This window comes from Lentzea sp. NEAU-D7, from assembly GCF_026242055.1.
In the GTDB taxonomy this organism is placed as follows: domain Bacteria; phylum Actinomycetota; class Actinomycetes; order Mycobacteriales; family Pseudonocardiaceae; genus Lentzea.
Genome location: NZ_JAPJDL010000021.1, coordinates 93,393 through 112,976, shown reverse-complemented (window position 1 = coordinate 112,976; position 19,584 = coordinate 93,393). Strand labels below are relative to the sequence as shown.

Annotated in this window: 20 protein-coding genes; 14 read left to right on the top strand and 6 right to left on the bottom strand. The window is 69.3% G+C overall.

What is annotated here, in order from left to right:
* Window positions 1–12 precede the first annotated feature (12 nt).
* On the top strand, window positions 13–861 hold the full coding sequence (locus ORI60_RS34285) for an RICIN domain-containing protein (protein WP_266042151.1): 849 nt from the start codon (window positions 13–15) through the stop codon (window positions 859–861).
* Window positions 862–915: 54 nt separating this feature from the next.
* Here ORI60_RS34285 and ORI60_RS34280 read toward each other — a convergent pair whose 3' ends face one another.
* The gene (locus ORI60_RS34280; protein ID WP_266042150.1) at window positions 916–2,262 is read right to left on the bottom strand and encodes a DUF349 domain-containing protein; all 1,347 of its coding nucleotides are present in this window, start codon (window positions 2,260–2,262) and stop codon (window positions 916–918) included.
* A 170-nt stretch (window positions 2,263–2,432) separates the two neighbouring features.
* On the opposite strand from ORI60_RS34280, the gene ORI60_RS34275 reads away from it, so the two are divergent.
* The 3 genes from ORI60_RS34275 to dapF are packed head-to-tail and all read left to right on the top strand — an operon-like array spanning window position 2,433 to window position 4,827.
* Complete coding sequence (locus tag ORI60_RS34275) at window positions 2,433–3,113, top strand: hypothetical protein (RefSeq protein ID WP_266042149.1); 681 nt, start codon at window positions 2,433–2,435, stop codon at window positions 3,111–3,113.
* On the top strand, window positions 3,110–4,018 hold the full coding sequence (miaA, locus tag ORI60_RS34270; protein WP_266042148.1) for a tRNA (adenosine(37)-N6)-dimethylallyltransferase MiaA: 909 nt from the start codon (window positions 3,110–3,112) through the stop codon (window positions 4,016–4,018). The genes ORI60_RS34275 and miaA overlap by 4 nt, the downstream gene beginning before the upstream one ends.
* Window positions 4,006–4,827: a diaminopimelate epimerase gene (dapF, locus tag ORI60_RS34265; RefSeq protein ID WP_266042147.1), complete on the top strand. Its 822-nt coding sequence runs from the start codon at window positions 4,006–4,008 to the stop codon at window positions 4,825–4,827. Before miaA ends, dapF begins: the two co-directional genes overlap by 13 nt.
* Before the next feature lie 13 nt (window positions 4,828–4,840).
* Here dapF and ORI60_RS34260 read toward each other — a convergent pair whose 3' ends face one another.
* Together ORI60_RS34260 and ORI60_RS34255 are read right to left on the bottom strand one after the other, a co-directional pair.
* On the bottom strand, window positions 4,841–5,725 hold the full coding sequence (locus ORI60_RS34260) for an SMP-30/gluconolactonase/LRE family protein (protein ID WP_266042146.1): 885 nt from the start codon (window positions 5,723–5,725) through the stop codon (window positions 4,841–4,843).
* Window positions 5,718–6,959 carry an MFS transporter gene (locus tag ORI60_RS34255; protein ID WP_266042145.1) on the bottom strand — a complete coding sequence of 414 codons (1,242 nt, stop codon included), beginning with the start codon at window positions 6,957–6,959 and terminating at the stop codon, window positions 5,718–5,720. Before ORI60_RS34255 ends, ORI60_RS34260 begins: the two co-directional genes overlap by 8 nt.
* A gap of 54 nt (window positions 6,960–7,013) precedes the next feature.
* Here ORI60_RS34255 and ORI60_RS34250 point away from each other — a divergent pair, with 54 nt between their 5' ends.
* From ORI60_RS34250 to ORI60_RS34240, 3 genes are read left to right on the top strand one after another with little or no spacing between them, the layout of a single operon-like run.
* Entirely contained in the window at window positions 7,014–7,514 is a 501-nt protein-coding gene (locus ORI60_RS34250; RefSeq protein WP_266042144.1) for an ArsR/SmtB family transcription factor, read from the top strand.
* A 25-nt stretch (window positions 7,515–7,539) separates the two neighbouring features.
* Window positions 7,540–9,000, top strand: coding sequence for a GTPase HflX (gene hflX / locus ORI60_RS34245; RefSeq protein ID WP_266042143.1), 1,461 nt, complete (start codon window positions 7,540–7,542; stop codon window positions 8,998–9,000).
* Complete coding sequence (locus ORI60_RS34240) at window positions 8,997–9,959, top strand: hypothetical protein (protein WP_323055975.1); 963 nt, start codon at window positions 8,997–8,999, stop codon at window positions 9,957–9,959. Before hflX ends, ORI60_RS34240 begins: the two co-directional genes overlap by 4 nt.
* Before the next feature lie 4 nt (window positions 9,960–9,963).
* On the opposite strand, the gene ORI60_RS34235 is transcribed toward ORI60_RS34240, so the two are convergent.
* Complete coding sequence (locus tag ORI60_RS34235) at window positions 9,964–11,082, bottom strand: cytochrome P450 (protein ID WP_266042142.1); 1,119 nt, start codon at window positions 11,080–11,082, stop codon at window positions 9,964–9,966.
* 109 nt (window positions 11,083–11,191) lie between these two features.
* On the opposite strand from ORI60_RS34235, the gene ORI60_RS34230 reads away from it, so the two are divergent.
* Window positions 11,192–11,932 (top strand): GbsR/MarR family transcriptional regulator, encoded by a 741-nt coding sequence (locus ORI60_RS34230; protein WP_266042141.1) that lies wholly within the window; start codon window positions 11,192–11,194, stop codon window positions 11,930–11,932.
* Here ORI60_RS34230 and lexA read toward each other — a convergent pair.
* Window positions 11,916–12,593: a transcriptional repressor LexA gene (gene lexA / locus ORI60_RS34225; protein ID WP_406601979.1), complete on the bottom strand. Its 678-nt coding sequence runs from the start codon at window positions 12,591–12,593 to the stop codon at window positions 11,916–11,918. The two genes, ORI60_RS34230 and lexA, sit on opposite strands and share 17 nt — an antisense overlap.
* Window positions 12,594–12,815: 222 nt before the next feature.
* Here lexA and ORI60_RS34220 point away from each other — a divergent pair, with 222 nt between their 5' ends.
* From ORI60_RS34220 to ORI60_RS34205, 4 genes are all read left to right on the top strand, one after another.
* Entirely contained in the window at window positions 12,816–13,100 is a 285-nt protein-coding gene (locus ORI60_RS34220; RefSeq protein WP_266042140.1) for a hypothetical protein, read from the top strand.
* 260 nt (window positions 13,101–13,360) lie between these two features.
* Window positions 13,361–13,831: a transcriptional regulator NrdR gene (gene nrdR, locus ORI60_RS34215; RefSeq protein ID WP_266042139.1), complete on the top strand. Its 471-nt coding sequence runs from the start codon at window positions 13,361–13,363 to the stop codon at window positions 13,829–13,831.
* A gap of 65 nt (window positions 13,832–13,896) precedes the next feature.
* A complete protein-coding gene (locus tag ORI60_RS34210; protein ID WP_266042138.1) occupies window positions 13,897–16,719 on the top strand; it encodes a vitamin B12-dependent ribonucleotide reductase in 2,823 nt (940 codons plus the stop codon).
* A gap of 91 nt (window positions 16,720–16,810) precedes the next feature.
* Window positions 16,811–17,404, top strand: a complete 594-nt coding sequence (locus ORI60_RS34205) for a hypothetical protein (protein ID WP_266042137.1) — start codon at window positions 16,811–16,813, stop codon at window positions 17,402–17,404.
* On the opposite strand, the gene ORI60_RS34200 is transcribed toward ORI60_RS34205, so the two are convergent.
* A complete protein-coding gene (locus tag ORI60_RS34200; RefSeq protein WP_266042136.1) occupies window positions 17,391–17,912 on the bottom strand; it encodes an HNH endonuclease in 522 nt (173 codons plus the stop codon). The two genes, ORI60_RS34205 and ORI60_RS34200, sit on opposite strands and share 14 nt — an antisense overlap.
* Window positions 17,913–18,013: 101 nt before the next feature.
* Here ORI60_RS34200 and ORI60_RS34195 point away from each other — a divergent pair, with 101 nt between their 5' ends.
* Together ORI60_RS34195 and ORI60_RS34190 are read left to right on the top strand one after the other, a co-directional pair.
* Complete coding sequence (locus tag ORI60_RS34195) at window positions 18,014–18,565, top strand: hypothetical protein (protein ID WP_266042135.1); 552 nt, start codon at window positions 18,014–18,016, stop codon at window positions 18,563–18,565.
* A 97-nt stretch (window positions 18,566–18,662) separates the two neighbouring features.
* Complete coding sequence (locus ORI60_RS34190) at window positions 18,663–19,547, top strand: ADP-ribosylglycohydrolase family protein (protein ID WP_266042134.1); 885 nt, start codon at window positions 18,663–18,665, stop codon at window positions 19,545–19,547.
* Window positions 19,548–19,584: the final 37 nt, after the last annotated feature.

Sequence of the window (19,584 nt, the reverse complement as noted above, 5' to 3'; positions counted from 1 at the left end):
GATTCGCTGGGCGTGACGGATGCGGTGGACGGCAGCGCGAACACCACGCACGGCGACATCAGCGGCACGGTCGTGCAGGCGCACTCGGTGGGCAGCGTGGTCGTCGGTGAGCAGCGGAAGGCTCCGTCCCGTCTCGGCCGTGCCGCCATCGTCATCGGAGTGGTGGTCGCACTGGCCGTGGCCGTCGTTGTCGCTGTGCACCTGAAGAAGGCCGGCGGGCAGCAGGCTTCCGCGAACGCGCCGGTGTCCACTCCGCCGTTGCTCTCGACCGCCACCACCACGGCGGAGGGTTCGTCACCGGCGACGGCCACCTCGGCGGTGACCGCGGGCCCGGTGCCGACCGGTGATCGGCGGACGGTGAAGCCGGTGCCCGTCCCCACGACCCTGGTGCCACCACCTCCGCCACCACCGCCGGGCCCGACGAAGCCCGCGACCGACGGCCCGGGGTACCTGGTGCCCGCCGGCAACGACCAGCGGGCCGCGGACTTCTACGAGAACAGCTGGAACGACGTCGTGATGTGGGAACGGCATCCGCCGGGCGACGACACCAGCTTCCAGCCGTTCTGGGCGAGGGAGTTCTCCGACTCGAACCACGCCGTGTTCCGCATCCGCAACCAGCGCGGGAACCTCTGCATGGAGCCGGTGTTCCAGGAGAACTTCGGCGAGCACATCAAGGCGAACGCGTGCTCGTGGAGCAACGACGCCCAGCTGTGGCAGGTCGTGAACGCCAGTCAGCTCGCGCACGTGGCGTCCGGCCGTTGCCTGGGAACCGCGAACGACGGCTCGTACGACAACGGCACCTGGCTCATCGTGTCGCTGTGCACGGGCCGAGCCGACCAGAAGTGGCGCATTGCCCGCTAGAAACGCCTGAGGGCCTCTCTCCGCACGGGAGAGAGGCCCTCAGGCCGTGATGAACTAGCGGGTCGCCAGAGCCTGCTCAGCGGCCGCGAGCCACTCGCGCCACTGGGCGGCCTGCGCCTCGGCCTGCTCGGTGCGGCGCTTGTCGCCCGCGGCACGGGCCTTCGCGGCCTGCGCCTCGAACTGCTCCACGCGCTCGCGGAACTGCGCGACCCTGGCCTCGGCCTCGGGGTCGGACCGGCGCCACTGGGCGTCGACCGCGCCGCGAACCCGCTCCTCGATGGCGCGGAGCTTGCCCTCGAGCTCGCGGATGCGCTCGCGCGGCACCTTGCCGATCGCGTCCCAGCGCTCCTGGATCTTGTAGAGCTGGTTGCGCGCCGCCTCCAGGTCACCCGTCGGGTCGATGCCCTCGGCCTCGGCGAGCAGCTCCTCCTTCAGCTTCGCGTTGGCCGTGAACTCGGCGTCCCGCTCGCTGAACGCCTCGGAGCGCTTCTGGAAGAACGCGTCCTGCGCGGCCCGGAAACGCTGCCACAGCGCGTCGTCGGCCTCCTTGGGCGCACGCCCGGCGGCCTTCCACTCGACCATCAGCTCCTTGTAGCGAGCGGCCGTGGGGCCCCAGTCGTCGGAGTCGACGAGCTTCTCGGCCTCCTCGACCAGCGACTGCTTGGAGGTCTTCGCCACCGAGCGCTGGCGGTCGAGGTCCGCGAAGTGCGAGCCGCGGCGGCGGTTGAACGCGTCGCGCGCCTTCGAGAACCGGCGCCACAGCTGCTCGTCGGTCTTGCGGTCGACGCCGCGGATGGTCTTCCACTCGTCGAGGATCTGGCGCAGCCGGTCGCCCGCGACCTTCCACTGGGTCGACTCGTTCGCGATCGACTCGGCCTCGTCGACCAGCGCCTGCTTGCGCGCCACGGACTGGGCTCGGGCGGCCTCCTTGGCCTCCTTCGCCTTCTCCATGCCGGCCTCGGCCTGCACCAGCACGTACTCGACGCGGGCGGCCAGCGCCTTGAGGTCACCGACGACGGCGGCCTCGGCCAGCTGCTCCTTGACGTGCTTCGCGCTGGTCAGGGCGTGCTTGGGGTCACCGGCGCCGGACTTGAGCCGCGACACGAGCAGCTCGACCTCGGTGCGCAGGTCGTCGAAGCGCCGCGCGAAGTGCGCGAGGCCCTCGACCGGCTCACCGGCCTGCCACGACCCGACAGCACGTTCGCCGTCCTCGGTCTTCACGTACACGGTGCCGTCGGCGTCCACGCGCCCCCAGCGGTCAGGGTGGTCCGACGCCACGGGGACGGCCGGAGGCGTCGCCTGCGCGGTCTCCTTCGGCGTTTCCTCGACCACACCCTCGGCTACGACCTCCACGGGGGTGGCCTGCGCCACGGCCTCCGGTGTGCTGTCCTGCTCCGACATCGCCGGTTCCTCCCATCTGACGCCCGTGCCTGCCACGGGCGCCCCGCCGTTGGCGGGGCCGATGCAATACGGGCGCTGGAGGGTCTCCCGTCCCCAGTTCCCCGCGCGCATTCAAACAGGTCAGAGCTCGACTCGGTACTGGGAGTCCACGATAGGTAGCCTCGTTCGTTGTGATCACCCGCGCTGTGGTGGTGCCGCACCCACCCCTCCTGGTGCCAGAACTGGTCGTGGGAGCCGCCCTCGAAACCGAGCCCGTGCGCGCCGCAACCCTTGCCGCAGCAGGAAAACTGCCCGGCCCGTGGGTCGCGGTGGCGGTGGGCGACGGTGGTCGTGCCACGTACGTGCCGCCGTTGTCGGGAACATTCCTCGGTTATGGGGTCGACGTGCCGGTGTCACTCGGCGGTGACCTGCCGCCGGACGCCACCGTTCCGCTGCCGGTGCTGGTCACCGCGTGGCTGCGCGAACGCTGCGCAGTCGAGGTGTCACGCGTTGAACTCGTGCCCCGTGACCTGCCCGCTTCCGCCTGTGTCTCGTTTGGACGGCAACTGGCGGAGGAGGACTGCGGCTTGCTGGTCCTCGGTGACGGCTCCACCCGCCACGGCCCCCGCTCGCCCGGTTCCGACGACGAGCGTTCGGGACCTTTCGACTCTTTGGTCCACACTTCGCTGGCCAACGCCGATGTGGACGCCCTGCTCGGCCTCGACCTCGACCTCGCCCGCGAGCTGGGTGCGCAGGGCCGCGCGGCGTGGCAGGTCCTCGCCGGCGTGCCCGGACCGTGGCGCTGCTCCGGAGCCGAGTTCTTCGCACCGTTCGGCGTGGGCTACCACGTCGCTGTCTGGGAGCGCCCTTGATCACGCCCATCGCCGTCGTCGGACCCACCGCGACCGGCAAGTCCGACCTCGCCGTCGCGCTCGCGGAGCGGTTCGGGGGAGAGGTCGTCAACGCGGACGCCATGCAGCTCTACCGCGGCATGGACATCGGCACGGCGAAGATGCCCGTCTCCGAGCGCCGGGGCGTGCCGCACCACCTGTTCGACGTCCTGTCCGTCACCGAGACGGCGTCCGTGGCCGCCTACCAGCGCCAGACGCGGGCCGTCGTCGAGGAGCTGCTCGCGTCGGGGCGCCCGCCGATCCTCGTCGGTGGTTCGGGGCTCTACGTGCAGGCGGTGCTCGACGACCTGAAGTTCCCCGGCACCGACGACGCGGTGCGCCTGCGCTTCGAAGCCGAACTGGCCGCGGAGGGCTCCGAGGCGTTGCACCGGCGCCTGCGGGAGCTCGACCCGGCCGCCGCGATCGCGATCCTGCCGTCCAACGGCCGTCGCATCGTGCGCGCGCTGGAGGTCATCGAGCTGACGGGGCAACCGTTCTCGGCGAACCTCCCCAAGCCCGGCCCCGCGCGCTACGGCACCGTCCAGATCGGCGTCGACCGCGAGGTGTCCGAACTGGACGCGCGGGTCGACCTGCGGGTCGACCAGATGTTCGCCGGCGGGCTGGAAGCCGAGGTGCGCGCCCTCGTCCGGATCGGCCTGCGCGAGGGCAAGACCGCCTCGCGCGCCCTGGGCTACCAGCAGGTGCTGTCCGCAATGGACGGAGCCTGCACGATCGACTTCGCCGCGGAGGAGACCAAACGCGCCACCCGGCGGTTCGTGCGGAGGCAGCGGTCGTGGTTCCGGCGCGACCAGCGCATCACCTGGCTCGACGGTGCTCGGCCGGATCTCTTGGACGCCGCCGGTAGCCTGGTCCCGTGGAGTTCGTGAAGGGGCACGGCACGGAGAACGACTTCGTCGTCCTGCCCGACCTCGATGACCAGCTGGACCTGACCGTCGCCCGCGTGCAGGCGCTGTGCGACCGGCAGCGCGGCCTGGGCGCGGACGGCGTGCTGCGCGTCGTGCGGGCCGGCGCCGAGTCCGGGGCCGAGTGGTTCATGGACTACCGCAACGCCGACGGCTCCATCGCCGAGATGTGCGGCAACGGCCTGCGCGTCTTCGCCCGCTACCTGGTCGACGCGGGTCACCAGCCGCAGGGCTCGTTCGTCGTCGCCACCCGCGCGGGGAACAAGACGGTCACAACGCACCCGGACGGCTCCGTCACGAACGACATGGGCCCCGCACGGGTCACCGGCACGTCCATCGCCGCGGTCGGCGGCGCCGGCATCGGCGGCTTCGCGGTCGACGTCGGCAACCCGCACCTGGCGTGCGTCACCGACGTCCCCGTCAGCAGCTTCGACCTGACCGTGCCGCCCGGCTTCGACCCGGTGATGTTCCCGCACGGCGTGAACGTCGAGCTCATCAACGTGATCGACGCCGAGTCGGCTCAGGGCGGCGCGTTGCGCATGCGCGTCTACGAGCGCGGCGTCGGCGAGACCCGCTCGTGCGGCACCGGCACGGTCGCGTGCGTCGCCTCCTGGCTCGCGGGCCAGGGCAGGACCACCGGCTCGGCGACCGTCGACGTCCTCGGCGGCCAGGTCTTCGTGACCATCGAGCCGACGACGTCGACGCTCACCGGACCTGCCGTGCTCGTCGCACGCGGCGAGCTCGACAAGTCCTGGTGGGACGCCCTCGCGTGAACTGAGACCCGGCCTACTGGTCGAGCGGGTAGATCTCGATCTTCCCGAGCCGTTCCGGCTTGACCACGCTCGGGTTCGAGTCCGGTGCCGTCAGGCACACCAGATGATCGCCGACGACCGCGACGGCGAACACCGTCTGCGTCGTCTCGACCCGGCGCGTGATCTTGCCGCCCTCGGTCACCCGGAACGCCGCCGGCTGCAACGCCGGCGCCACCCACACGCCGTCGCCGTCGCCCGCGATCCCGTCCGGCGCGATGCCGAACTCCTTCACATCGGCCCACAACCTGCGGTTTTGCAACGATCCGTTGCGGTCGACCGAAAACGAAGTGAGTTTGAACGCAACGGTCTCGGCGACGACGAGGATGTTGCCGCTCTCGGACTTGCCCGTCGGGTCAGGCAGCAGCGCCATGCCGTTCGGGAACTTGAGGTCCTCGGCGACGACGCTGACGGAGCCGTCGGGCTGGACCAAGGCGAGCGCGGCGCCCTGCGGGTCGAAGTCCGGTTCGAGCAGCCGCGGGATGCCGACGTCGTCGATCAGGCCGTGCAGGTCGAACCCGAAGTTGCCTACGTACGCGCGGCCCTCGGCGTCGACGAGCATGTCGTTGGCGTGGAAGGTCGCGATGTCCGACAGGTCGGCGTGCAGGACGAGGTCGTCGCCTTCGAGGCGGCGGACCGTCCGGTCGAGCATCGACACGACGAGCAGGCGTCCGTCGGGCAGCCAGCCGAGGCCCGAGGGCTGGCCGTCGAACGCGACGACGACCTCGTCCTCGCCCGTCGTCAGGTCGAGCGCGTGCACCTCGCCCGCGTAGAAGTCGGAGTAGAAGAGGCGGCCGTCGGGACCGCGTCGTGGTCCCTCGCCGAAGTGGAGACCGTCCCGCAGCACCGTGGTATCAGCCATGGGCCTCGACGCTAGACGTGGTCGGCAGGTCCCGCATAGACCGCAACGGCGAGAACAGCACCCACCCCATCCCGGCCACCGAGCCGATGAGCGAGATCCACAGCGTCGGCACGATCCCGATCCACGAACCGAGCCCGCCGCCCAGCAGCGCGCCGAGCGGTGTCGCGCCCCAGACCACCCAGCGGATCGAGGCGTTCATCCGGCCCAGCAGGTGGTCGGGGCAGATCGCCTGCCGGTAGCTCACCTGGCCGACGTTGTAGACGACGACGCCGAACGCGCTGACCGCGAGCCCCGTCATCGCGAACACGACGCCCCAGCCCGGCTTGGTGAACGGCATCAGCAGCACGAACGGCCAGGTCAGCATCGGTACGAGCCAGATCAGCCTGGCCTGTCCGATCAGCACTCCGAGCCGGTGCGCGACCATCGCGCCGAGCACGCCGCCGACACCGCTCGCGCTGAAGACCAGACCCGCCGTGCCCTCGTTCAGCCCGGCGACCCGCAACAGGAACAGGACGCTGACGGCGTTCTGGATGCCGTGGAAGAAGTTCGACGTGCCGGTGCAGGCCACGATCTTGCGCAGGGTGGCGTTGCCGAAGACGAACCGCAGCCCCTCCATGACCTCGCGGCGCAGGTGCGGATCGGGGTGGCGCTCCGGCACCGGCTCCGCGTTCCTGATCCGGAACAGGAAGAACGCCGAGCTCAGGTAGCCGAGGCCGGTCGCGAGCACGCCGTTGGCCGCGCCGAGGAACTGCGCCACGTAGCCGCCGATCGCCGGGCCCGATACCTCGGCCACGGACATGCTGGCCTGCAGTTTCGAGTTGCCCTCGACGAGCTGGTCACGTCTCACCAGTGACGGCAGGTACGACTGGTAGGCGACGTCGAAGAACACCGTGCACACGCCGATCGCGAGGCTCACGACGACGAGCTGCGGCAGGTCGAGGACTCCCATCCACCACGCGAGGGGCACGCTCAGCATCAGCACGGCGCGGACGACGTCCATCGCGATCATCAGCGGCTTGCGGCGCATCCGGTCGACCCAGACGCCCGCGGGCAGCCCGATCAGCAGGAACGCCATCGTGCTCGCCGCAGCGAGCAGGCCCATCTCGAACGGTGTCGCGTTCAGCACACCGGCCGCGAGCAGCGGTATGACCGTGATGCCGATACTCGCGCCGAACTGGCTGATGGTGTCGCCGATCCACAGCCGGCGGAAGTCGTGATGCCCCCAAAGCGCCATGCCGGGAAGTCTGCGCTGAGTGATTGGAAACTGTCAATCACTTAGACTGGGCCCGTGCCACTCTCCCGGAAACGACGTCCCGCGACGAGCGAGGAAGCCGCCGCGCTGAGCTCTGACCTGCGGCTGCGGATGATCCGCATGACGTTCGACCGCCCGCTCACCAACAAGGAACTGGCGCAGCGGCTGGGCAAGGACCCCGCCACGACGCTGCACCACGTGCGCAAGCTCGTCGCCGCGGGATTCCTGGAGGCGATGCCGCCCCGCGCGGGCAATCGGGGAGCGAAAGAGATCCCCTACCGGTCGACGGGGTTGTCGTGGCAGCTCGACAACAGCGAAAATGCGGTCGCCGTCGGCGAGGCGATGTTGCACGCTTTCCTCGGCGAGGTTGCCGACATCGGGCTCAGTGACGTGGATCAGAGCCGTCTGGTCGTCACCGTCGACCCCGAGGAACTAAAGCAGCGGCTCGCGTCGTTGATGGATGAGCTGGCCGCGCAACCGGTCAATCCGGATGTTCCCCGTGTGGCGATCTACCTCGCGGTGTATCCGGGGGACTAACTGTCCGTGGGACGATGAAGGGCAAATGACGGAAAACATCCAGAGCACAGAGTTCGACCCGGAGTTCGACGCCACCTGGGAAGAGGAAGACTTCTCGACGGGTGACTACGAACGCGTCGAGCGCGCCGCGCTGCGCCGTGTCGCGGGCCTGTCCACCGAGCTCGAGGACATCACCGAGGTCGAGTACCGGCAGCTCCGCCTGGAGCGGGTCGTGCTCGTCGGGGTGTGGACCGAGGGCACCGCCGCGGACTCCGACGCGTCGATGGCCGAACTCGCCCGCCTCGCCGAGACCGCGGGTTCCGAGGTGCTGGAGGGCGTCGTGCAGCGGCGCGACAAGCCCGACGCGGCGACGTACATCGGCTCCGGCAAGGTCTCCGAGCTGCGCGACGTCGTGCAGTCGACCGGCGCGGACACGGTGATCTGCGACGGTGAGCTCTCTCCCGGCCAGCTGCGCCAGCTGGAGGAGAAGCTGAAGGTCAAGGTCATCGACCGGACCGCGCTCATCCTGGACATCTTCGCGCAGCACGCGCGGTCCAAGGAGGGCAAGGCGCAGGTCGAGCTGGCCCAGCTGCAGTACCTGATGCCGCGACTGCGCGGCTGGGGTGAGACGTTGTCGAGGCAGGCCGGTGGCCGTGCCGGTGGCGGCAACGGCGGTGTGGGTCTGCGCGGTCCCGGTGAGACCAAGATCGAGACCGACCGCCGCCGCATCCGCGCGCGCATCTCCAAGCTCCGCCGCGAGATCGCCGCGATCGGCGTCATCCGCGAGACCAAACGGGGCCGCCGCACGGCGAACGAGATCCCGAGCGTCGCGATCGCGGGCTACACGAACGCGGGCAAGTCGTCGCTGCTCAATGCGCTGACGGGTGCCGGTGTCCTGGTGGAGGACGCGCTGTTCGCCACCCTCGACCCGACGACGCGCCGCGCGCTGACGCCCGAAGGCCTGCCCTACACGCTGACGGACACGGTCGGCTTCGTCCGGCACCTGCCGCACCAGCTGGTCGAGGCGTTCCGCTCGACGTTGGAGGAGGTCGGCCAGTCCGATCTGCTCGTGCACGTCGTCGACGGCTCCGACAGCATGCCGGAGAAGCAGGTCAAGGCCGTGCGCGAGGTCCTCGCCGAGATCAACGACGAGTCCGGCACGCCGATGCCGCGCGAGCTGCTCGTCGTCAACAAGATCGACGCCGTGGGCGACCTCGGCATGGCCCGGCTGCGGCACCTGTTCCCGGACGCGTCGTTCGTGTCGGCGCACTCGGGTCTCGGCATCGAGGAGCTGCGGGTCCGCATCGCCGAGCTGATGCCACGGCCCGAGGTCGTGGTCGAGGCTCTCGTGCCGTACGCGCGCGGCGAGGTCATCGCCCGCGTGCACCGCGACGGCGAGGTGCTGTCCGAGAAGCACACGGAGTCGGGCACGCTGCTCAACGCCCGCGTGCGCCCGGACCTCGCCGGCGTGCTCGAGGAGTTCGCGACGAACGGGACGCCTGCTTGATCCTCCCGCCTCCACCGGTGGACGTGTGCCCGGTAGCCATGCAGGAGCTCTCCGGGCTCACGTCCAACGGGAAACAGTTCTTCGCCGTCAGCGACAGCGACAACGGCACGCTGCGCATCCAGGTCATGGGCCGTGACTGCGTGGTGAAGCGCACGATCACGGCGCCCGTCGACCCGTACGACGTCGAGGACCTGGCGATGGCGCCGGACGGCACCCTCTGGGCGTCCGACACCGGCGACAACAACAAGTCACGCTCCACGGTCGCCTTGCACAAGGTCTCGCCTTCGGGCGCCGTGGAGCGGTTCCGCCTCACCTATCCGGACGGCAAACACGACGCCGAGGCGTTGTTCATCGACAAGTCCGGTACGCCGTACATCATCACCAAGGAACCCCTCGGTTCCGCGCTCGTATATCGCCCGACGGCACCCCTCCGAACCGATGCATCGGTGCCGTTGGAGCAGGTCACCCGCGTGTCGCTGACGTCGACGGACACTCCCGGCGGCCCGCTGGAAGGCACCCTCGACTCGCGCCTGGTGACCGGGGCCGCCTCGGCCGCCGACGGCTCCGTCATCGCCCTGCGCACCTACACCGACGCCTACCTGTTCCCGGTCCCCGACGGCGACGTCGTGAAGGCCCTGTCCGGCGACCCGGTCCGCGTCCCGCTGCCGAACGAACCCCAGGGCGAGGCCATCGCCTTCGACCCGGACGGCACCCTGCTCTCCGCCTCCGAGGGCACCGGCACCCCGATCCGCGCCGTCGCGGGCGCCGCGGCCCTGGCCCAGCCACCCCCGCCGACGACCACGGCACCCCCACCCGCCGCCCAGCCCGGGACGTCCCAGCCCAAGACGTCCCAGCAGGGGTCGTCGTCCTGGCAGAACTGGCCGCTGGCGCTGACCCTGGGCGGCATCGTGCTGATCGCCGCCCTGGTCATCGGCCTGCGTCTGCGCCGCCGCGCCTGACGGTTCAGTCCCAGGCGACGGGCATCCGCTCCAGGCCGCCGATCACCAGGCTCGCCCGATGCGGCAGCTCGCTCTCGGGAACGGCCAGCCGCAGCTTCGGGAACCGGGTGAAGAGCCCGGGAAAGGCGATCTTCAACTCGATCCGCGCGAGGTGCTGCCCGATGCACTGGTGGATGCCGTGCCCGAACGCGAGATGCCCGACGGCGCCGCGCGCCAGGTCGAGAACGTCCGGATCGGCATAGCGCGCCGGATCCCGGTTCGCCGACCCGAGCTCGACGAACACGGTGTCGCCCGCGCGCACGACGACGCCGTCGATCTCGACGTCCTCCAGCGCGGTACGCGCGGTGGCGGGCGTCAAGCTGATGTAGCGCAGCAGCTCCTCGACGGCCGCGCCGGGATCGGCGAGCATCGCCTCCACCCGAGCGGGCTCGCGCAGCAGTTCCAGCGTGCCGAGCGACAACATGTTCGTGGTCGTGTCGAGCCCGCCGCCGAGCAACGCCATGCCCATCGCCGCCATCTCGTCGTCGGTGAGCGGTGAGTCGCCCGCCTCTGAATTGACGAGGTCGCTCAGCACGTCGTCCGTCGGCTCAGCCCGCTTGGCCGCGACCATCCCCAGCATGAACTCCTGCAGCCGCCCGAACGCCGCGAACATCGCCTCGGCCTCGCCGGCCTCCGCGCCGCTCGCTCCGGTCAGCACCATCGCGTCCTGCTGGAACTCCGCCCGCCGCTCGTACGGAACGCCGAGCAGCTCGCAGATCATCAGTCCCGGCACGGGCACCGCGAAGTGCTCGACCAGGTCGGCGGGCGACCCCTGGGCGGCCAGCACCTCGAGGTGCTCGGCCGTGATCACCTCGAGCCGCTCGGCGAGCAGCCGCATCCGCCGCACCGTGAACTGACCGGTCAGCCTGCTGCGGTAGCGCGTGTGGTCCGGCGGGTCGTGATCGGTGAACGCACCGGGCGGCGACGGCGGAGCGTCCCCGGGGCTCCCCGGCCCGAACGGGTTGTGCATCAGATCCGGCCGGATGCCGAACCGGCCGTCCGCGAGCACCGCGCGCACAGTCGCGTGGTCGTGCGCCCGCCAGCCGACGTGCCCGTCCGGGTACGTCATCGGACTCAGTGGCATTGCTCCCCCTTGCAACGAGCTTCTTTCCCCTCCCTGCAAGCTAAAAACGTTTGCGGACGAAGTCAAAAGACTCATTGCAATGGCCTGCAGCGCAAGGCACCATGAGGTCGTGCCTGGTAAACGGCTGGACGAAGAAGAACGGCAGCTCATCGCCCAGTTCCTCTGGGACGGGCTGGGGTACTCCGAAATCGGCAGGCGGTTGCAAAGGCCGGCCTCGACGATTCAGCGCGAAGTGGTCCGCAACGGCGGCCACAACAACTACCGGCCGGGCGCCGCGCACCGTGCGGCGAGCGAACGGGCCATACGCCGGATGCCCGCTGTCGACGACCTCGACGTCGACGAGGAGGCGTACTCGTTCGACCGGAGTCCGGCGCGGGTGCAGGAGTTCCACCTGAGGCTGGTCGCCGTCTTCCGGCAGACCGGGCTGACGCGCACGGCGGCGCGGATCCTCGCGGAGATCTTCATGACCGACCGGGGCAGCCTGACCGCCACGGAACTCGTGCTGCGGCTGTCGGTGAGCCCGGGAACGGTCTCGCGGTCGACCGCCTACCTGCAGGAGCTCGACCTGTTGCATGCGGAGCGCGACGGCAAGCGCATGCGCTACTTCCTGGGCGACGACCTCTGGTACCGGGCATGGCTGTCGAGCGCCCAGCGCAATTCGGTCTGGGCGCAGACAGGACTGGACGGTGCCGAGATCTTCGGTCTCGGCACCCCGGTCGGAGCCCGTCTCAAGGACATGGGCCAGTTCTTCGCGTTCGTCGTGGTGGACATGGAGGCCACCAGGGACAAGTGGCTCGACTTCTTCGGCAAGAAGAAGCGGGCCCGCGGGGAAGTTACGGCAGACGCCTGAGCACCGTCACGACCTTGCCGAGGATGGTGGCCTCATCGCCGTTGATCGGCTGGTAGGCCGGGTTGTGCGGCATCAGCCACACGTGGCCGTCCTTGCGCTTGAACGTCTTCACGGTCGCCTCGCCGTCGATCATGGCGGCGACGATCTCACCCTGGTCGGCGGTGGGCTGCTTGCGGATCACGACCCAGTCGCCGTCGGTGATCGCGGCGTCGATCATCGAGTCACCGACGACGCGCAGCAGGAACAGCTCGCCCTCGCCGACGATCTCGCGCGGCAGCGGGAACACGTCCTCGATCGACTCCTCGGCCAGGATCGGGCCACCGGCCGCGATCCGGCCGAGCATCGGCACATACGCGGGCGTCGGCTTGGACATCGGGTCGAGGCCCGCGTCGATCTCGTTGGGCAGCATCCCCACCGCGCGCGGGCGGTTCGGGTCGCGGCGCAGGAAGCCCTTCCGCTCCAGCGCGCGCAGCTGGTACGCGACCGACGAGGTCGACGTCAGGCCCACGGCCTCACCGATTTCACGCACGCTCGGCGGGTAACCGAATCGGTCGACCCAGTCGCGGATCACGTCGAGCACCTTGCGCTGGCGCAAAGTCAGGCCGGCGTTTCCCGCGATCTCACTCACCTCTGCGCCCACAAGAGCTGGGTCCGGCTCGATCGTCTTGCCTGCCACGGTCGCTGTCCTCCTCGCCGCCCCCAGTTCGAATGGGATTCCGGCCTCCGTCGATCTTCGTGGTCGACGGTAGTCGTGTTTGCTGCACAGATCAAACACCTGTTCGAGGTATTTGCGGGCGTGTTGTGGCGTCAGAACGGCGGGTCTGGTAGAAATTCGCACGGACGTTCGATCGAACCCCTGTTCGATCATGGTGGTTGACCTGCGATGGAGGTCGTGATGGCGGTGCTCGTCGAGAAGCGGATGCGGGTTGTCGAGGACGCGGACGTCGCAGCGGGACGTCCACTCCGTTCGGGTCCTCGTGTCATGCCGCGCAGGCCTGCGACGAAGCCGCGCCCGCTCGTGGTGCCCTCGTCGCGCGAGTCGAGCTCGTGCGAGGTCCGGCCGCAGCGCGAGTCGCTGTTCGAACTCATCGCCGTCGGCGTCTTGAGCGCACTGACAGTGGTCGCGCTCGGCGTGCTCTACCTACAGCAGGCGGGGGCCACCCCGTAGACCTGCCCCCACATCTTGTGTTTTGGTGCCCGCCGTGACGTGAACGCTCCGTCACCGGCGGGCTTTTTTGCGTAATCGCCCCTGATCGGCGCAACGTTCCCCCGTTCGAGTGGTGTGTCGAGTTGCGTTGCCGTCCGCAGCGATCTAGGTTCTACCCCTACATCTAGTGGTTACACCGTCGTAAGTAGTCCACAGGTTGTGGGTAACCCAACCAGTGCGGCTGCTGCGATGGGTGCTGCGCTGAGAAGGGGGGAAGTGGCGTGCGGTGTCCGTTCTGCCGTCATTCGGACTCACGGGTGGTCGACTCCCGTGAAGTCGACGAGGGACAGGTGATCCGTCGTCGCCGCTCCTGCAACAGCTGCAGCCGCAGGTTCACCACGGTCGAAGAGGCGGTTCTCGCCGTGGTCAAGCGCTCCGGGGTGACGGAGCCGTTCAGCCGCGACAAGGTCGTCGTCGGTGTGCGCAGGGCGTGTCAGGGCCGCCCGGTCGACGAGGACGCGTTCCAGCAACTCGCCCAGCGGGTGGAAGAGTCGATCCGGTCGACCGGATGCGCGGAAATCGCCAGTCACGAGGTGGGCCTCGCCATTCTCGGCCCCCTGCGTGAGCTCGACGAGGTCGCTTATCTGCGCTTCGCGAGCGTGTATCGCTCCTTCTCGTCGGTAGAGGACTTCGAGAAGGAAATCCTTGATCTTCGCACTGCCCGTGCCGAGGACACACCGGCCGAGCAGTGATCCGAGTGCGCCCGAGCGCGCGCAGCCACCATCTTTTCTAAGCACCAGCACGAGGGAGATCCACCGTGACCGAGACCGTCGGCGGCTCAGCCAAGAAGACAGCCGCACGGGCGGCTGCGAAGCCTGCCGCGCTGAAGTTCCAGCGCGTCTACACCACCGAAGGCCGCCACCCCTACGACGAGGTCACGTGGGAGCGCCGCGACGTCGTCATGACGAACTGGCGCGACGGCTCGGTGAACTTCGAGCAGCGCGGTGTCGAGTTCCCCGAGTTCTGGTCGGTGAACGCCACGAACATCGTCACCAGCAAGTACTTCCGCGGTGCCGTCGGCAGCGAGAAGCGCGAGCAGTCGCTGCGACAGCTGATCGACCGCGTCGTGAAGACCTACGTGGGCGCAGGCAAGGAGCACGGCTACTTCACCGGTGAGCAGGACGCCGAGATCTTCGAGCACGAGCTCACCTACATGCTTCTGCACCAGGTGTTCAGCTTCAACTCGCCGGTGTGGTTCAACGTCGGCACGACCTCGCCGCAGCAGGTCAGCGCGTGCTTCATCCTCGCGGTCGACGACACGATGGAGTCGATCCTCAACTGGTACCGCGAGGAGGGCCTGATCTTCAAGGGCGGCTCCGGTGCCGGCCTGAACCTCTCGCGCATCCGTTCGTCGAAGGAGCTGCTGTCCTCCGGCGGCACCGCCTCTGGCCCGGTGTCGTTCATGCGCGGCGCCGACGCGTCCGCGGGCACCATCAAGTCCGGTGGCGCCACCCGCCGCGCGGCCAAGATGGTCGTCCTCGACGTCGACCACCCGGACGTCGAGGAGTTCATCGAGACCAAGGCGAAGGAAGAGAACAAGATCCGCGCGCTGCGCGACGCCGGGTTCGACATGGACCTCGGCGGCGCGGACATCGTGTCGGTGCAGTACCAGAACGCGAACAACTCGATCCGCGTGTCGGACGAGTTCATGCACGCCTACGAGAGCGGCGGCGAGTTCGGCCTGCGCGCGCGTCAGACCGGTGAGGTCATCGAGCGCGTCGACGCCAAGTCGCTGTTCGGCAAGCTCGCCCAGGCGGCGTGGGCCTGCGCCGACCCCGGCATCCAGTACGACGACACGATCAACGACTGGCACACCTGCCCCGAGTCGGGCCGCATCACCGCGTCCAACCCGTGCTCGGAGTACATGCACCTCGACAACTCGAGCTGCAACCTCGCGTCGCTGAACCTGATGAAGTTCCTCGGTGACGACGGCCGCTTCGACGCCGTCACGTTCGCCAAGGCCGTCGAGCTGATCATCACCGCGATGGACATCTCGATCTGCTTCGCGGACTTCCCGACCGAGCCGATCGCGGACACCACCCGCAGGTTCCGCCAGCTCGGCATCGGCTACGCCAACCTCGGCGCGCTGCTGATGGCGACCGGCCACGCGTACGACTCCGAGGGCGGCCGCGCGCTCGCCGCGACCATCACCTCGCTGATGACCGGTGTCTCGTACCGCCGTTCCGCCGAGCTCGCGGGCATGGTCGGCGCGTACGACGGCTACAAGCGCAACGCCACGGCGCACCAGCGCGTCATGCGCAAGCACGCCGCCGCCAACGACCTGATCCGCACCTACCACGCGAACGACTCGTCGGTGCACAAGGTCGCGACCGAGGCGTGGCAGCAGGCGCTGGAGATCGGCGCGAAGAACGGCTGGCGCAACGCCCAGGCGTCCGTGCTGGCCCCCACCGGCACCATCGGCCTGATGATGGACTGCGACACCACCGGTATCGAGCCGGACCTGGCCCTGGTCAAGTTCAAGAAGCTCGTCGGCGGCGGCTCGATGCAGATCGTCAACCAGACGGTGCCGCGCGCGCTGAAGTCGCTGGGTTACCAGGACGAGCAGATCGAGGCGATCGTCGAGTTCATCGCCGAGCACGGCCACGTCGTCGACGCGCCGGGCCTGCGCCGCGAGCACTACGAGGTCTTCGACTGCGCCATGGGCGAGCGCTCCATCGCGCCCATGGGCCACGTGCGGATGATGGCGGCCACGCAGCCGTTCCTGTCCGGCGCGATCTCCAAGACGGTCAACATGCCGGAGACGGCGACCGTCGAGGAGGTCGAGGAGATCTACTACCAGGGCTGGAAGCTCGGCCTGAAGGCGCTCGCGATCTACCGCGACAACTGCAAGGTCGGCCAGCCGCTGTCCGCCGGCAAGGGCGCGAACAAGGGCGGCGAGGCCAAGACCGAGACGGTCGTCGAGTACCGCCCGGTCCGCAAGCGCCTGCCGAAGAAGCGCCCGTCGCAGACCGTGTCGTTCACGGTCGGTGGCGCCGAGGGCTACCTGCACGCCGGCTCCTACCCGGACAACGGCCTGGGCGAGATCTTCGTCAAGCTGGGCAAGCAGGGTTCCACGCTGGCCGGCGTGATGGACGCGTTCTCCATGTCCATCTCGGTGGGCCTGCAGTACGGCATCCCGCTCGAGTTCTACGTCTCGAAGTTCCAGAACCTGCGCTTCGAGCCGGCGGGCATGACCGACGACCCGGACGTGCGCATCGCGACGTCCGTGCTGGACTACCTGTTCCGCCGCCTGGCGCTGGACTACCTGCCCTACGACAAGCGCGCGCAGCTCGGCATCTTCACCGCCGACGAGCGCTCGGCGCAGGTGGCCGGCGAGTACGGCGCGCCGTCGTCCGATGTGGACCTCGAGGGTCTGCGCGGATCGGTGGAGGCCGCTCCGAAGCAGGTCGAGGCCGCCGTCGAGGCGCCGAAGCAGGTGGGCAGCTCGACCGAGCTGCTGGAGCTGCACCTGGGCAAGGCCGCGGACGCGCCGCTGTGCATGACCTGTGGCACGAAGATGCGTCCGGCCGGCTCCTGCTACCTGTGCGAGGGCTGCGGCAGCACCTCCGGCTGCAGCTGATCCTGAGCGTCTTCTACAAGATGAAGTGACCGGTCAGAGCCGGGGCGTCGGTGGACGCCCCGGCTCTGCCTCATCTGCGGGGGAAGTCCTGATGGACGCGGATCAACTCCTGGCGGGCTACCTGGTCGTCACGAGAAGTGCCAGGAAGGACTGGCAGGACGCGGGGCTGCCGAGTGCCGGTCTGATCTCGATGAGCGACTGTGTCGCGGATCTGGTTCCGGCGAAGCGCGATGGCTGGGACGACTGGTTCGACGACCCGGTCTTGGCCGAACAGGCGCGCACTCGTGCGGGTCGATCAGAGCTGCACGTGCTCGCTGTCGGCTTCGCCGCGGCAGACGCTCCGGCCTTGCTCCAGGACATGGCCGATGGAGGCCGCCTCCCGGACATGGGCGGGGTCGCGGGCCGTCTGGCTCGACGCGAAGCCTTCCCCGGCCTCCACTCCGGTCGAGAGCTGGGCTTCGAGCTGGTCGGCTTCGACACCGGGGGCTGGCACACGTGGACCTGCCTAGGCGGCCTCGTCGACGACGTCCGGCGCGCGACGGGCGTTCGTCCGGGGAGATGGGGGCTGATCCAGGACGAGCGGGAGGCTCGCCGGGCCGCGGCGTGGCTCACGGCTTCCGGGCTCGGCGATCCGAAGGTCTTCCTGTGGGTTCCAGCCCTCCTGGTCGACGTCACGGCAACTTGATGCCGTGACGGTCCGCCAGCTTCTTCTCGATCTCCGCGATCACGCACGCGATCGTCGACGGGTTGAGCCGCCCCTCCCCGAAGCGGACGACGGTCTTCGCGAACTCGTCCGCCGCCAGCGCCCGGCACTCGGCGTTCAGCGACCGGTGGTTGACCGCCGCTTCCTCGAAGCACTCCAGCGGCTTTCGGCCGAAGATGACCTCGAACTCCTCCCACCCGCGCAACGTCCAGTACGTGTCGTAGGACGAGGCGGACGTCGCGCGCAGCCACCGCCACAGATACTGCGGGTCCTGGTGGCTCGGCGACTCGCTGACGCACCGCCCGCACAACAGCACGAGGTTGTCCGTGGTGCGGCTGCCACCCATCGACGCGGGCACGACGAGGTGTTGCTCGAGTGAGGACCTGTAACCGCAGCGCCAGCACCGTTCGTGGGCCGTGCTCCAGTCGATGACGAGCTCGACCTCGTGCTCGACCCGGTACGCGACGATCTGCTGGTTGCTGATGCTCATGTGACCCTTCCCCAGTTGCTGCTGCCTCCCCTGTCGGTCATGAAGGCGATTCTGTTTCGCCTGCCCGCAACTGATAGAACATCTCGCATTAAGGGGGAGAGATGCCTTCGTTCGACGACTTACGCCGGTACCTGCTCGGTCAGCTCAACGCGGCTGTCCGGCGTCCCGGCATGTACGGCGGTGAGGCGGTGATCCTCACCCTGCTCGACGCGCTGGCGTTCGCCGACGACCGCACGGACCGGTGGCAGACCGAGCTCGAGATGTTGGTCAAGCGCGGCGCGGCCAACGCGGCGATGGTCAGCGGCGCGGTGCACGAGGTGCTCGGGCACCGCAGCGAGGACGTCATGGCGTCGGTGTACGCGGACCTCGCGCACCGGCAGGGCTGGCTGTCCCTCGACGCCGACAGCCGGATCCCCGGTGTGCTGGGGGAGCGGGACTGCCTGCTCGACGATGTGATCGCCGAGTACGGGGAGCCGCCGCTGTGGCTGGGCGGCACGAATCCCAAGTACTCGAAGACGCTCGGCTACCCGGACCGGTCTGGTGCGCTGGTGTTCTTCCACTTCATGCCGGAGATGCGGCTGATGGCCACGAGGCGTGGTGACGGCGGCTTCCGCGACAGCTTCGTCTTCACGCCTGCCGGGCTGTCCCGGTGACCTCCTCGGTCACCGGCGCGTCCGCACGAGACACAGGAGCCCGCACAGACCCAAATCCACATGCCCGGGGTAGGGCAAACCGGTAAAATCGCAGGTGATGCGCATAGTTCTGCACACTCGTGCGCGCCTGGACCTCGCATACGCCTCGCTCGACGGGCTCTCCGTCGGCGACGCTCTGGGCGCTCAGTTCTTCATGGTCGGCCGCTCGTTGCCCGACCTCGTGGCCGGCAAGCCGCCACGGGGCCCGTGGGAGTGGACCGACGACACCGAAATGGCCTGCAACCTCGTCGCCGAGCTCCGCGACCACGGCGAGGTCGACCAAGCCCGGCTCGCGGCGACGTTCGCCGACCGGTGCGAGCCCTATCGCGGTTACGGCGCGGGTGCTTTCACCATCCTGCGCAAGATTCGCCAGGGCATGCCGTGGAAAGAGGCGGCCTCCAGCGCGTTCGACGGGCAAGGCTCGTGCGGCAACGGGGCGGCGATGCGGATCGCACCCCTGGGCGCGTACTTCGCCGACGACCCCCGAACCGTTACGGCGCAGGCGATCCGGGCCAGCGAGGTGACGCACCAGCATCCCGAGGGCGTCATGGGCGGCCTCGCGGTGGCACACGCGGCGGCCGTCGCGGCCAAGGCGCGGCTGACGGGCACACCTCCGCCGGACCTGCTCGGAACGGTGCTCGACCACCTCGAAGACTCGTTCGTGCGCAAGGGGATCGACAAGGCGCGCAAGATCGGCGACGCCGAAGAGGCCGCGTACGTCCTCGGCAACGGCTCGCGGGTGACGGCGCAGGACACCGTCCCGTTCACGCTCTGGGTCGCCGCCCATCACCTCGGCGACTACCGCGCCGCCATCACGGCGTGCGTCAGGGCGGGTGGTGACGTCGACACCACGGCCGCGATCGTCGGCGGGATCGTCGCGAGCCCGCCGGAGGAGTGGCGACGGGAGCGCGAGCCGCTTCCGGAGTGGGTGCAGCGCCCGTAATTTATTCATCGCTTGTTGAGTATTTGGCCGAATGCTC